12 protein-coding genes are annotated in these 13,376 nt (G+C 55.8%); 11 read left to right on the top strand and 1 reads right to left on the bottom strand.

All coding sequences use genetic code 11. The annotated features are described in order from the left end of the window. Nucleotides 1-83 precede the first annotated feature (83 nt). From PHD44_RS10945 to PHD44_RS10910, 8 genes are all read left to right on the top strand, one after another. Nucleotides 84-719 (top strand): prepilin-type N-terminal cleavage/methylation domain-containing protein, encoded by a 636-nt coding sequence (locus PHD44_RS10945; protein WP_300191558.1) that lies wholly within the window; start codon nucleotides 84-86, stop codon nucleotides 717-719. Next, nucleotides 719-1,111 (top strand): type II secretion system minor pseudopilin GspI, encoded by a 393-nt coding sequence (gspI, locus tag PHD44_RS10940; RefSeq protein WP_290679613.1) that lies wholly within the window; start codon nucleotides 719-721, stop codon nucleotides 1,109-1,111. The genes PHD44_RS10945 and gspI overlap by 1 nt, the downstream gene beginning before the upstream one ends. A 311-nt stretch (nucleotides 1,112-1,422) precedes the next feature. Beyond that, nucleotides 1,423-2,121, top strand: coding sequence for a type II secretion system minor pseudopilin GspJ (gene gspJ / locus PHD44_RS10935; RefSeq protein WP_300191555.1), 699 nt, complete (start codon nucleotides 1,423-1,425; stop codon nucleotides 2,119-2,121). Continuing rightward, entirely contained in the window at nucleotides 2,118-3,065 is a 948-nt protein-coding gene (gene gspK / locus PHD44_RS10930; protein ID WP_300191552.1) for a type II secretion system minor pseudopilin GspK, read from the top strand. Before gspJ ends, gspK begins: the two co-directional genes overlap by 4 nt. Then, a complete protein-coding gene (gene gspL / locus PHD44_RS10925) occupies nucleotides 3,038-4,288 on the top strand; it encodes a type II secretion system protein GspL (protein WP_300191550.1) in 1,251 nt (416 codons plus the stop codon). The genes gspK and gspL overlap by 28 nt, the downstream gene beginning before the upstream one ends. Before the next feature lie 18 nt (nucleotides 4,289-4,306). Beyond that, complete coding sequence (gspM, locus tag PHD44_RS10920) at nucleotides 4,307-4,822, top strand: type II secretion system protein M (protein WP_300191547.1); 516 nt, start codon at nucleotides 4,307-4,309, stop codon at nucleotides 4,820-4,822. Further along, on the top strand, nucleotides 4,819-5,655 hold the full coding sequence (locus PHD44_RS10915; protein ID WP_300191545.1) for a type II secretion system protein N: 837 nt from the start codon (nucleotides 4,819-4,821) through the stop codon (nucleotides 5,653-5,655). Before gspM ends, PHD44_RS10915 begins: the two co-directional genes overlap by 4 nt. 209 nt (nucleotides 5,656-5,864) lie before the next feature. Next, nucleotides 5,865-6,590, top strand: a complete 726-nt coding sequence (locus PHD44_RS10910; protein ID WP_300191542.1) for a DUF4395 family protein — start codon at nucleotides 5,865-5,867, stop codon at nucleotides 6,588-6,590. A gap of 95 nt (nucleotides 6,591-6,685) precedes the next feature. On the opposite strand, the gene PHD44_RS10905 is transcribed toward PHD44_RS10910, so the two are convergent. Then, on the bottom strand, nucleotides 6,686-8,026 hold the full coding sequence (locus tag PHD44_RS10905) for a carbohydrate porin (protein WP_300191540.1): 1,341 nt from the start codon (nucleotides 8,024-8,026) through the stop codon (nucleotides 6,686-6,688). Nucleotides 8,027-8,978: 952 nt separating this feature from the next. Between PHD44_RS10905 and PHD44_RS10900 the strand changes: the two genes are divergently transcribed. The 3 genes from PHD44_RS10900 (at nucleotide 8,979) to PHD44_RS12750 (ending at nucleotide 12,795) form a co-directional block, all read left to right on the top strand. Further along, nucleotides 8,979-11,027 carry a BCCT family transporter gene (locus tag PHD44_RS10900; RefSeq protein WP_300191537.1) on the top strand — a complete coding sequence of 683 codons (2,049 nt, stop codon included), beginning with the start codon at nucleotides 8,979-8,981 and terminating at the stop codon, nucleotides 11,025-11,027. A 108-nt stretch (nucleotides 11,028-11,135) separates the two neighbouring features. Next, entirely contained in the window at nucleotides 11,136-12,407 is a 1,272-nt protein-coding gene (locus PHD44_RS10895; protein ID WP_300191534.1) for an MFS transporter, read from the top strand. A 139-nt stretch (nucleotides 12,408-12,546) separates the two neighbouring features. After that, on the top strand, nucleotides 12,547-12,795 hold the full coding sequence (locus tag PHD44_RS12750) for a transposase (RefSeq protein WP_367182027.1): 249 nt from the start codon (nucleotides 12,547-12,549) through the stop codon (nucleotides 12,793-12,795). Nucleotides 12,796-13,376 lie beyond the last annotated feature (581 nt).

Raw genomic sequence — 13,376 nt, 5'->3', positions numbered from 1 at the left:
CCGGGCGGCACTGGCGCAGACGCCGATATCGGCAACTGGCAGGAAGAAGGCGGTGCCACGAACACGGGTAACTGAGTCTCGTGATGCTTGCGCCCCGTGCCGTATGTGATGCTCGATATGCGCCGAATGGTGGGCGCCACCACAGAGCCGGTCGCTTGCGGTGCGTTCAGGGTTTCACCTTGATCGAGCTGATCGTGGTGATTGTGATTATTGGTATTCTGGTCGGTTTTGTGGTGATGAGCATGAACAAGCGCGCACCCGATGATGTGGGTATCTGCCAGGCGCGGATGGCCTCTTGGCTGGCGCAACAGGCCGTGGCGGCGAACCGGCTGGATCAAACCGTTTATATTCAAAATGCGACATCGCCCCAAGCCTTTGTGCTCGATCTCACGCCGTCGAAACCGATAGCCGAGGCAAGCAAACAATCAAGCCAAGCTGCAAACGAATCACCGGCCTTTGCCGCAAAGGTCATCAGCCGATTGGATTGGGACAAGGGCTGCGCCCTTGAGGCACAACCCACCGCCGCTGACACTTTTGCCGCCAAGGACCCGCGCGCGCAGGCCGTGCTTGCCGTTACGACCGATGGCATCTGGTCGCTGCCACCCGGCGCGCAGCAGCGTACACCGGAAATTATGGTGCGCGGAGACAGGCAAAAAACCCTGCATATCGATCTGTCATCAGGCCACGGTGCGCAGGCAACGACGGATTCCGCCCCGTAATGACCACGACGACCAAAATCCGTGAGCAGGGGTTCACCTTGCTGGAAGTGCTGATTGCGCTGGTTGTTTTGGCCATTGCCCTCGCTGCCGTCATCAAGGTGAGTGGTCAAAGCGCAGCGATGCTCGATCGGTTGCGCGCCGATACCGCCGCCACGGTCATTGCCGATGATTTATGCGCCCGCTTGCAGTTATCGGCGCAAGCCCCGGAATTGGGCACGCGCCAGTCCGATGTGATGATTAACGGGCAACCCTGGCGCGTGCGCCAGACCGTTTCGGCCGGACAGGTGCCGGGGGTGCTCAAGGTGGCCTATTTTGTTCAAACCCCCGCCCCGTATGCCGGTCAGGCCAGTATCGTGACGTACTTTTATCCGCCGGCGCAAAAAGCACCATGAGTTTTACGACGTATCATCGGGGCAGAGCCGCCTTTGAGACGCCGAAATGGTCTCCCCCTTTGCAAAAGAGGGCGGGGATTTTGCGGATGACGTCCTTGCAGCAAATCCCCCCTGCCCCCCTTTGCGAAAGGGGGGTGTGCGGCATCTCCTTTGTGAAAAGGGGATGTGGTACCCACCATCTCAAAAATTTTTCCCCACTGCTGAAACGAAGGGTTTCCCCCTTTTGCAAAGAGGGAACAAGGGGGATTTTGTTGAATGAGCTCCACTTAATAAATTCCCCCTGCCCACCTCACAAAAAGGGGTGTATAACGATGCGCGGCTTCACCCTGCTGGAATTGTTGGTGGCGATTGCCATCTTCGCGCTGGTGGCGGTTATGGCCTACGGCGGGCTGAATACGGTGATCAAGCAAAGCGCGATTGTCGAAGATCAGATGGATCAGTTGAATGCGATGCAAAACGGCTTGCGGCAAATGCGCAGCGATCTGACCTTCGCGGTGGATCGACTCGCCCGTGATGCCCTGGGTGGCGAGGTGCCCGAATTCGCTGGCGGTGGCTTGAACCTTTTGACCTTGACCCGAATGGGTGCGTCGAATCCGTGGGCAGCAGCCGAACCGCAACTGGCGCTGGTGCGCTGGCGGCTTGAAAACGGCAATCTGGAGCGCGCGACCTTCGTGCCGCCCGATGGTGCGGTGGGCAACAGCGCCGAGCCGCCCGACTGGCGCATCATTTTGCGCAACGTCAGCAAAATCCAGCTGACTTTTTACGATCAAAACAATCAGTCGATGCTCGATTGGCCACCCATCAACCAACCCTCGGCGGGCCTGCCCAAGGCGGTGGAAGTTTCGCTTACGGTAAACAACCTGCCCCCCTTGCGCATGACCGTCGCTATGGTTTCCGATTGGCCCGAAGCCGCACCGGCCAACCCACCGTCTGGGTCGAATAACGGCGCCCAGGCACCGACAAGTCCGCAGACCCAAACCCAAACTCAGGCAGAAGCGGAGCGACGATGACACGAGTAAACCGCGTTGCATCGCCGAGACGCCAGCAGGGCGTCGCCCTGATCGTGGCCTTGCTGGTGCTGGCCATTGCTACCGGCTTGGCCGCCGCGGTGATGGTGCGCAATCAAAACGCGCTCGATGCCACCGCCGCGTTCGAAAACGGCGCGCGGGCCGATCAATTGGCCAACAGCGCCTTTATCCTGGCCAAGGCCCTGCTGGATCGGGACGACCGCAACAGCGATGGCCCGGCCGATCTCTGGGCGCAGCCGCTGGCAAACATTCCCATTGATGGCGCGACGGTTTCGCTCAACATCAGCGATCTGCAAGGCCGTTTCAATATCAACAACCTGCTGCTGCCCGATGGTAAAGTCAACCTGCTTGGCAAAGAGCGCTTTGCACGGTTGCTCAACCTGCTGAATCTGAGCCCGGATATCAGCAATGAAATCATCGGCTGGATCGATCCGAGCCGTTCGCTTGCGCTTGGTTTTACCAGCGCCGCGAGCCGCAGTGGGAAAATGCCCGCCGGTCAGCCGATGATGTCGGTGACCGAACTGCGTTCATTGGCGGGGGTGACGCCCGCCTATTACGATAAACTGGCACCCTATGTGACGGCACTGCCCATCGGCACACCCGTCAATCTGAATAGCGCTTCGCCCCTGGTGATGCAGGCCATCGGCGCGAATGCAGCGAGTTTACCGGTCGTCACACCGGGCAAAACGCCGCCGCCGAATATCGGTTCCGTGGCCGATTTTCTGGCGCGACCGGGTTTTGCGGGCGCGGTGACTCAGCCCGATGGGTTGTCGGTGAACAGCCAGTTTTTTCTGTGCGCGGTCACGGTCCAGTTCGATCAGGTGCTGCGCCACCGATATGCCTTGATTTACCGGCCTCAATCCGGCCCGTCCCAAGTAATCGCCCTGAGTAATGAATCATGTCTGACCGGCTATTCCTGTTTGTAACCGACCGCGAGGCCACCGAACTGCATTGGTGGCAGTCGGATGCCCCTGCCAGCGCAGCGTCGCCGTTACGCGGCGATTGGGCCGCCTTCGCCGATTGGCTGGCGCGATCGGGCCTGCGCCGTCCGGTGACGCTCTCGGTACTTTTGCCCGATTCGGTGTGCAGCCGCCTGATCGTGCCGATCCCCGGCACGCGGCGAGAAAAGGCCTTGCAAGCCTTGCCGTTCGCGCTCGAAGATCTGGTGGCCGATGATCTGAGCCAGCTTTACCCCGTGCTAGCCGACCGCCCCTTGTTGCCGGGTCGCTGGCCCGTGCTACTGGTGGATGTCGATGTGCGCGCCCGTGTACTCGATGCCCTCGGCAATCTGAATCTGGTGCCACAGCAACTCGTCGCCATGGCCGATACACTGCCTCAACCCGAAGCGGGCGAGTACAGCGTCTGGGTTGATCCGGTTCAGGGGCACATCAGCGTGCTGACCGGCCCGCACGAAGGCATGGCATTGGCACCATTACCTGAGCACAATGCCGCCGAACAACTGGCCGGGTGGCTGCCGCGCATGACGCCTGCACCGCAGCGCGTAGTGTTTCATTTGCCGCTGGAACAACCACCCCAATGGCCGGAAGGCATCGCGTTTTCCGCGCAGGCCGCGCCGGACTGGGCGCAATGGCATCAGATCTGGGCGACAGGGCTTGATCGAAACCGTCCATTATCTGCGATCACTTCGGCCAGGGCCGTGAGTGATCAGCAGTGGCAACGCCGCTGGTGGCAGGTGGGCGCCGCCGCATTGGTCGTGCTTATATTGATGCTGGTCAGTCAGTGGATCGCGATCAGCCAGATGAACCGCCAGGCCGAACGTTTGCAAACGCAAATCACACAGGATTTTCACGCTGCCTTGCCACAGGTCACGCGCATGGTGAATGTGCGGGTGCAGTTGCAGCAGGCGCTGGATCAGCGCGCCGGAGCGCATGAAGATGTCTTTATGCCTGCGCTCGCGGCCTTTGGTTCAGCGTACCAGGCGGCAAAACCGAAGGACGCGCAGTTGGCGATCAAGTCGATCCGCTTTGATGCAAAACAACTGACCGTCGAGCTCACCGCCGAGAAATATGAGGTGTTGCAGCAGTTGCTCGAACAACTCAAGACGGGCAGCACGGCTACCGTCAGCCAGATCGATGCGGGCGTGGATGCGGGTGTCGCGCATATGCGCATTGGCATTAAAGTACTTTAAATTCAGGTGGTATCGATGATGAATACACCCGTTTGGTTTTCCTCATTCTGGCAGCAGCGCAATCAAAGCGAACGCCGTACGCTCACCTTGGCGGCGATTGCGTTGGTAGCACTCGTGGGTTACCAGTTTGTTTGGTCGCCCATGCAACAGGCCGGGCAGCGAGCGCATGATCGTCTCGCAGAGGCCGAACAGCTTGCCGCCTTTACCGCGCAAGCCAAAAAAACATTGATACAGGCCGGACCAAAATCGGCACAGCCAAGTGCTGTCTCGCCGATGCTTTGGGTGGAACAGGCCGCCCGCACGGTCGGCATTGAACAGCAGCTGGTTCAGCGCCAGCCGGACGGCGATGACCGTGTTCAGCTCAAGTTTGCCGCCGTGCCGTTCGATTCCCTGTTGCGCTGGTTGGCACAGGCGAATGAAGCGGGGTTGAGCGTGCAGAGCGCCAACATCACACCCAAAAACGGTGATTCGAGCGACTCGGCCGGGTTGGTGGATGCCGAGATCACCTTGGCGAAGCACGCAGCAAGCTCATGAGCCGAAAACCTGTGAAAGAACCGGCGCTGCGCCGCCCGCGCTCCCTGATCTGGCCGGGTGTGCTGATATTGATGGCAAGCTGGTTTGCGGCACTTCTGGTGACCGCGCCGATTACCTTGATCCCCGTTTCCCGCCTCGCGCTGCCGCCCGGCGTGGCGTTGGTGCCGCTAGGCGGTACGCTCTGGCACGGGCAATGGCGTTTGAACTTGCCCCGAGCACCGGCCATGACTGTTCACACCGATTTTCTGCCATTGTCGATTGTCCGTTTGCAACCGGCTTGGCATGTACGGGCGCAAACAGCCGCGCGCACAAGTCAACCGGAAAGAGACTTGAATCTGGCCGCCGATGTGGGGTTGGGCTTCAAACAACTGAACGTTCGCAATCTGCATGGGCGTTTGGCCGCAGATAGCCCGTTGATTGCAGCGCTGACGGCCTGGCCATTAAATGGGTTAATAGACTTCGGCGGGGATGCGTCGCTGGTCAGTACCAAGCACGGATTCGATCTTCAGACCGCCCGCGCCTCGGCCAACTGGCGAAATGCATCGATCACGACGACCGAACCGTTGTCCCTTGGCGATCTGGTTCTTGATGCAAAAATTGCACAGGGGCAACTCAATGCCACGATCAAACCGGCATCCGATAGCCGTGGGCCTTTATCGGGCGAGCTCAACCTTGCTGGACGCTGGCCGGTTAGCACAGCGCCGAAAGTAAGCGGTTATCTTCAACCCACCGCGGGCGCAAGCGAGGCTCTTCGTCAGCAGTTGAACATGCTGGGACGCCCCGATGCCACTGGGAAAATCACCATTCAAGGGGTGTTGCCGGGGCGCTATTAAGCAACTCTGATAGGTAGCTAACTATCCTCTATAAGTAAGCTCGATTAGAAATTCCTAATCAATCGGCTCATTCTGATGTCCGAGTAAAAGACGTAATTATTAAATGAACCCGGAATCCCGATGATCTGGCGCTCGTGGACACCAAGAGGTGTACTGCGCGGGCAGCAAAATTCGATCCGAGGCTCGCTAAATATCCAGGAGAGGCTCAAATGTGGCAAACGATTAAAAATCTCTGGTTTCAGGATCCATCCGCCAAACCGGTACTCATCAACGATACTGCGGTGCGTATCCGTGCCGGTATGTTGCTGGCCATCCCGATCTATATGGGGTTCACGTTATGGTCGGCGATTTTCGGCGGACACTGGATCGTCGATGGCGATACCATCCACGATACACTCGATACCGATTGGGACGGCCATATCATCTACTCGGCCAACGTGATCCGGCGTACCTGGGACTACACCATCCAGACCTACGTCCTGTTTTACGGCCTGTTCGAGATGATCGCCGGGATGTTTGTCTGGACTTCGCGTCTGTCGCCGACGATTCTGCTGTCCAGTTTTCTGGCCCGCAAACAGCATGCGGTCTGGAAGCCGTTGACTCCGAAACGGTATGCCTGGACACTCGGCGCGTTCATGATCGCCCTGTGTCTGATCTTCTTCAACCCGAGCACCTTCGCCGATTGGGTCAACGCCATCGCAGGCCGCACATTGTTGCCGGATACCAGTCAGTATCTGTCGTACTGGATTCCATCATTGGTGTTCGTTTGCGTCGCGTTCATGTGGCTCGAAGCGGTACTCGGATTTTGTGTGGGTTGCAAGATTCACTGGCTGTTGGTCAAGCTGGGCGTTCACAAGGAAGAATGCCTGGCCTGCAACAATATCGACTGGGATGAAATTGCGCGGCGCAAAGCCAAACAATCGGGCAATGGGTAGTTCTTGGCAAAGCGCGCGTTGAGGTGTCGCATCGCGCCACCTCACTGTATCAGTGCATGTCCACACGCTGTTGTGCGGCGCAAGCTTTGGGTCGCTCAGAAATAATAGCCAAGATTGATATTGAACAGGCGGTTGAGCGGTGCGTTGCCTGTGCCACCAGCCGGCGCGAGGTTGCCGCCCACGAACGGTTGGTTCTTGCCCTGAACAAAATCAAAGTAGGCAAATATGGGGCCTGCCTCCACAGAAACGCCCGACACATTCATCCAGGTCGGATCGATGCCATCATTTTTGGCGTAAATCCGGCTGAAATCATTGTAGAAGTTGAGTTTGGAGATAGGGCCCCAGCTGACCGGCAACGCGTACGCCACGCCGGCGGTAACGGCTTTAGCCGATGTCGGCCCGTAACTGTTGTAGGCGTAGGCACCATAAATCAGACGTTTGCCCAGCGAGTCGTTCAGGGCGTAATCGTAATCGGCGTATTCCAGTTTCAGATTCCAGCGCTGCCAATCGGCAACCAGATGGGCCGCGTAGGCGTGGTAGTCTCCTTCACGCTGATTCTGGCCGTACAGGCTACCGCGCATCAACGATAAACCGGGCTTGAGGGTCAAATTCTCGCTGGCTTTCCAGGTGTATTCCGCGCGCCCGACCACGGTATTGATGGGCTTGGCATCGGTGCGTTGATAGTTCGGATTACTTGGATCAAGCCCGTTATCAAACCCCACCACATTTTCACTGTAACTTGAAGTGCCAAATCCGTTCGGCTGGGGATTTTTGAGGAAAGCGGCATCAAATCGCCAGTTTCCCAGATCGTACGTGGTGCTGAGCCCGAGTTGGTAATTGTCTTCAAACCCCGCGTAAAACAGGGAGCTGAAGTAATAACTGTTCGAGTTGAACGGCAGATTACCAAAAGGCACCTTGACCACCCCGGCGCGCACCAGCCAGTTGGGGGTGAATTTATACCCGACCCAGGCGTGATGGATGACCTGCATGTAGTCGTAATAACGCCATTCGGCGGAGAGAATCACGTTATCGATCTGGCCATCGAGGTTCAGGCGGAAGGTATCAAAATTAAGATCACCAACAGTATTTCTGGAATTTTGATTGAACTGCTCAAGGGTGTAATTGAACCGGACTGCGCCACCGACCTTGATCGGCGCTTTGTTCTTTTTCGCCACGGCATCTGCCACCGTTTGAATCAGCGACTGGTCGGTCTGACTGGGTTTTGTGGCATCGGGCTTGTTTTTTGCCTCTTTGGCTGATTCTGTCTTGCGCCCGGTTTCTTGCTGTGCTTCCAGCGCTGCATTTTTGGCTCGTACGGCGGCCAGTTCTGCCTGCATGGCCTTTATCTGCGCCTGCATGGTAGCCATGGCCTTTGCCATCTGATCGAGTTGCCCCCGATCATAGGCCGGTGCAGCGGGCGCGTCGGCAAGGCTCATGTGCGGCCACCCGGCCAAACCGCCAGCGCAGACGAGTGAGTACAAGTGAATCGAATTTATTTTCATTGAGTTGTTCCCGGTAGCAGGTTCTGATCAGATCAACCCGATCAAGAGTCGAAATAGACATTGCGACGTTTTTTCGAGTTGTTCTTGAACCTTAATTCGTGACGAACTTAATCAGAGGCTCCCCGATGGCACGCATTCGATCGGATCTGCGCGCGGCATTTGTGGTGTCGGACAGCGCGATTCCACAAGTCCGTAGCACAAATAATTGATCGTGGAAAAGTCAAAATAGCATGATTTTTTGCTTGTTCTGAAAATACTCAGGATGGCATTATTCTGGGGCTAATTGACCCCAAACTAACAAGATTTAATATGCGGGTCAAGAAGCGAATTGATTTTAAGCCTGCGCTTTTCTATGGTTATCATCTGGGGCGGCAGCCGGAGATCGCTCCATTATTGCGTTCCATTTTGGCTAAGATTAATCTAAATCAGCGTATGAGTAACCCTTGATCAGATCTGGTGGTTGGTTAATCCTGTTTCAGGGGTTTTCGATTGGAAAAACCGCTATATCTGTTGAGATCGGGCACCGCTTGTCGGTCGGGCTAAAATATAGCAACTATTTGAAAGTAGTTAGTTTTCTCTGTGGCGCATTCATAATATAGCTCAGAATTTGGAGATGATGATTCTTCCAGATCATCGATGGTTTCTCGATTCATATTCCGGCCATCTTCTGATTTCGACTGTTTTGGCGCAAAGTATTTGTCTGGTCTATCCTATCCGATAAATCGATGGAATTTCCCTATAATTGATTATATCAATTGAGTTGAGGCGAGATTCCGGTTTGAATTGCCCGGACAATCAGGTTAGGGTAATAAGCGCTCCCGTCCATTTGTGATTCGCGCCTAGAGTGATCTCAAAGGAATAATCTCTAAAATGAGGAACGCACCCCATGTCAATGAGTGCCCCCAAGAAGGTGAACAGCACACTGTTAGCCCCAGTGTTTATCCCATCGATAATCGTCATCACCCTGCTCGTTGCAGGCACGGTGGCCGATCCTAAGCTTGCAGGCGATGCGTTCTCGTCAACCTTGGCCTTTATTACCAATGACTTTGGCTGGTTCTACATGCTGGCCGTGGCCTTGTTCCTGATCTTTATCGTGGTTGTTGCCATCTCACCCTGGGGCAAAATTAAACTCGGCCCGGATCATTCTGAACCCGAGTACAGCTTTTCCGCCTGGTTTGCGATGCTGTTTTCCGCAGGCTACGGCATTGCCCTGCTGTTTTTCGGTGTGGCAGAACCGGTTTTGCACTACGCCGACCCGCCGGTCGGTGATCCGCGTACCATCGAAGCGGCCCGGCAGTCGATGCAGATCACCTTCTTCCACTGGGGCTTTCATATCTGGGCGATTTACGGCTTGGTCGGACTGGTGCTGGCCTATTTCGGTTTCCGTCATGGCTTGCCATTATCCATGCGCTCGGCACTTTATCCGCTGGTGGGTGACCGAATATACGGGCCGATTGGCCACACCGTGGATGTTTTTGCCGTGCTGGGCACCATGTTCGGTATCGCCACGACTTTGGGCTTGTCGGTGGCGCAGCTCAATGCAGGGCTCAATTACCTGTGGCCGAGCGTTCCGGTCAATATTACGGTGCAGATCATCTCGATCGCCCTGATTACTTCATTGGCCACCCTGTCGGTGGTGGCGGGGATGGATGCGGGTATCAAGCGTCTATCGCAGTTGAATATGCTGCTGGCCATTACCCTGATGCTGTTCGTGTTTGCGGTCGGTCCGACCGTGTTTATTCTCAAAACATTCATGCAAAATACAGGCAGTTATTTGTCCAACATCGTCGAGCGTTCGTTCAGCCTCGAAGCCTATACGGGCGGCAAATGGATCGGCAACTGGACGCTGTTCATCTTTGGCTGGACCATCGCCTGGGCGCCCTTTGTCGGGTTGTTTATCGCTAAAATCAGTCGGGGCCGCACCATTCGCCAGTTCGTGCTGGGCGTGATGGTCGTGCCCACGCTCTTTACTTTTTTCTGGTTTTCCGTGTTTGGCGACACCGCGCTCCATGCCATCATGATGGATGGTTATACGCACCTGATTGATCAGGTGGAGCAAAACAAGGCCATTGCGCTGTTCAAGCTGTTCGAGCATCTACCGCTCGCGTCGATCACCTCGTTCCTGACGATCATCCTGATTGTGACCTTCTTTGTGACGTCCGCCGATTCGGGCGCGTTGGTGGTCGATTCGCTCGCCTCGGGCGGGGCGATGCATACGCCCGTTTGGCAGCGCATTTTCTGGGCGTCTGCGCAGGGTGTATTGGCGGCAGTTCTGCTTCTGGCCGGCGGCCTGTCGGCGTTGCAAACGGCGTCGATCACTTCGGCCTTGCCCTTTGCGATCATCATGTTGATATCTGCCGTCGGCCTCTGGCGCGCACTGCAAATCGAAGGATATCGTGAGACGAGTTTGCGGCACCACATGAACTCCGGCCGACATAATCGCCTGGGCGATTCAAAACATTGGCAGAAACGTTTACATAACCTGGTTGATTTCCCTTCGAAAGAGAATGTGACCCGATACATCGAAACCACCGTGGCCGAAGCGCTTAAAACCGTTGAGGCAGAGCTCAAAAAGGAAGAATGGCCGGTTAAGCTCACACAGAATAAAGCGCTTTGCCGCTATAAACTGTCGGTGATCAGTGGTGATGACATGGCCTTCGAATACGAGGTGCGACTGCGCGGCTTTGCCAAGCCAAGTTTCGCCTTTCCGGCCATTTCAAGAGATAACGATGGTGACGATCAGTATTATCGTGCCGAGGTTTTCATGCGTCGTGGTGGCCTCGCCTACGATGTTTATGGCTACGAAAAAGACCAGCTCATCAGCGATGTGCTGGATCACTTTGAGAAATACATGCACTTCTTGCACACCACGCCTGCCATTTTGCCTTGGAAAGTGGTGGATGATGAAGCGGGCGAAGCCCCGGGCGCGAAATGATTTGATTCATCACGTCGTGACATGAGGTGCGCACGATGCGTACCTCGGACACTATCCAAACGAATCCAGAACGGATTCGTTTTTTTCGTTCAATGAAGTAAATTCAATATGTTCAGCACCGTCATTACCATTCAATCCCTGCTTCTGGGTATGGCCATTTTGCTTGCCGGTTCTGGCATGTTGTCGACGCTGCTTGGACTCCGGGCGCAGCAAGATGGCATGTCTACGGTCGTGCTTGGCGTGGTCATGTCTGGCTTTTATCTTGGCTACATTATTGGTACTTATCTTTTACCATCCTTGATCCGTCGAGTGGGCCATGTGCGGGTATTTGCAGCGATGGCCGCCCTTTCCGCTGCCGCTGCGTTGTTACATGGTCTGTGGATTAACGAATGGCTCTGGCTAGGATTGCGCATCATCAGCGGCTTCGCCATGCTCGGGCTATATATGGTGATTGAAAGCTGGCTTAATGCCCAAATCAACCACTATCGAGGGCAAATCTTCGGCATCTACATGATGGTCAGTTTGCTTGCGCTTGGTGTGGGGCAATTTCTGATCGGTATCTACGGTGTCAGCGGTCTGGCTTCATTCATGGTGGTCGCGCTCCTGTTCGCGCTGGGCCTGGTGCCCGTCGCATTGACGCGTGCCACCCAGCCGGCGCCGGTGGAAGCGGCCCGATTATCGGTGCGGGCGATCTATGACAATGCACCGACAGGGCTGATCGGTTCTCTGCTTTCCGGGACCGCAACGGGTGCACTGTGGGGCTTGGCTGCCGTGTATGGCGCGCACATTGGCCTGGATGCCGCCCGAGCGGCTTTATTCGTGGCATTGCTTATCTTCGGCGGCGCGTTGCTGCAATGGCCGATCGGCAAACTGTCCGACCACTATGACCGTCGCTGGGTGCTCATCGGCCTCGGGCTCGCGGGGATTCTCTCGGGTGGCGTGATGATCGCCATCACGCTGATTTCAGCCCCAGGGGACATCGCCGATTCGCCCTTGCGCTGGGTGCTCTGGATTGGCGGATTACTCTTCGGCGGCTTCGTTTTTTCTGTGTACGCGATCAGCGTGGCGCAAACCCATGATCGACTATCCAGCGATCAGGTACTGGAAGCGACACGAACACTACTGCTGGTCAACGGCATCGGCGCATTATTCGGCCCGCTCTCTGCTGGTGTGTTCATGAGCTGGTTTGGCGCAAACGGCCTGATTGGCTTCATTATGTTGGTGTTGAGTGTGCTCGGCCTGTTCACTCATTGGCGTATCCGCATCGACCGTCCGGTACCCGAAGACGAACGGGGCGAATTCGTCGTCACCACGCGAACTTCCGCTGCGGCCGCCGATTGGGATCCGCGCACACCGGATTCGCCGGAGGCAACACCCTAGGTAAATGCTGATTTATTCCATCCTTGGAATAAATCAGCTCGCTCATCGCGATACACGCCCGCGATGGCTTTCACGAATCAAAGACGTACGTCTATGTTCGTGTTGGGGCATCCTGCCCCAAGCGGGAAGCACTGAATAAATCAGTGCTTCCCTAGGAGCCTTTGTCGGGCTCAACCCACGGGTACGACAATCGGGCCACTGGTCCGGCACAAGCCCGATCAGCAAGCAAGGCTCAAGCGCCATCCGAAGAGCGTTGTACATGCCTGCACTGGTGGCTAAACGATATAACCCCATCTTGCGTGACTTCGGTGAACGCCTTGTAGCCAACGGTAAACGCCCCAAACAAATCGTAGTGGCAATCATGCGTAAGCTGGTGCACATGATGTGAGTATCCTCAAATCAGGACGCCCCTTCGATTCGGACATGGGCTTGCAAGGGTGAGCGGAAGACAGTATCTGTCGGACTATAGGTAAATCGGCTGCAAATCCATCTGGACGGCTCATATTTCACCGCTTTTTTGAGCGCGCCCCGCTATTACCCTGCAATATCGGCAAAATATGCCCTCGCCCAGCTAGATTTTCGCTACGATTCCTAAAGTCCGACAGGCTTCTGGTTTTTCAAGGCAACGGAGGAGTCAACATATCCAAACATGCTCGGAGCGATCATATGCCATGCACGTTTGTGTTCCGCACGCTGCACATGTGAAATCTGATATTGTTTTTTTAATGCTGAAATTTAGCCAGCGGCCATTTTTCAAATCCACCGGGGTGTTCAAAACGGTAGGGAAATGCCAGCTCCTGAAATAGCCTATTGATGTGCCAAAGGGCCTATTAATGCCTGAGTTCGTCCCCCTTCCGTTTGCATTTGCACCCACTCATGTATGACAAATAAGGAATTGTGTCGTCCGATGAAGAAATGGCTAGCCTTGTTGCTCATTTTGCTTCTGGGTAACTCTGCCCATGCCGATCT

Origin of the sequence: Halothiobacillus sp. (assembly GCF_028710545.1) — a bacterium.
Classification (GTDB): Bacteria; Pseudomonadota; Gammaproteobacteria; order Halothiobacillales; family Halothiobacillaceae; genus Halothiobacillus.
The sequence above is the reverse complement of the archived record's forward strand: the minus strand, read 5'-3'. Positions and strand labels throughout refer to the sequence as shown.

Bases quoted from the DNA above. Each gene is read 5' to 3' on its own strand.
- gspM (WP_300191547.1), top strand. From the start codon at position 4,307: ATGAATACACCCGTTTGGTTTTCCTCATTCTGGCAGCAGCGCAATCAA.
- PHD44_RS10915 (WP_300191545.1), top strand. From the start codon at position 4,819: ATGAGCCGAAAACCTGTGAAAGAACCGGCGCTGCGCCGCCCGCGCTCC.
- PHD44_RS10900 (WP_300191537.1), top strand. From the start codon at position 8,979: ATGTCAATGAGTGCCCCCAAGAAGGTGAACAGCACACTGTTAGCCCCA.
- PHD44_RS10895 (WP_300191534.1), top strand. From the start codon at position 11,136: ATGTTCAGCACCGTCATTACCATTCAATCCCTGCTTCTGGGTATGGCC.
- PHD44_RS10910 (WP_300191542.1), top strand. From the start codon at position 5,865: ATGTGGCAAACGATTAAAAATCTCTGGTTTCAGGATCCATCCGCCAAA.
- gspK (WP_300191552.1), top strand. From the start codon at position 2,118: ATGACACGAGTAAACCGCGTTGCATCGCCGAGACGCCAGCAGGGCGTC.
- gspJ (WP_300191555.1), top strand. From the start codon at position 1,423: ATGCGCGGCTTCACCCTGCTGGAATTGTTGGTGGCGATTGCCATCTTC.
- gspL (WP_300191550.1), top strand. From the start codon at position 3,038: ATGTCTGACCGGCTATTCCTGTTTGTAACCGACCGCGAGGCCACCGAA.
- PHD44_RS10945 (WP_300191558.1), top strand. From the start codon at position 84: ATGCTTGCGCCCCGTGCCGTATGTGATGCTCGATATGCGCCGAATGGT.
- PHD44_RS10905 (WP_300191540.1), bottom strand. From the start codon at position 8,026: ATGAGCCTTGCCGACGCGCCCGCTGCACCGGCCTATGATCGGGGGCAA.
- gspI (WP_290679613.1), top strand. From the start codon at position 719: ATGACCACGACGACCAAAATCCGTGAGCAGGGGTTCACCTTGCTGGAA.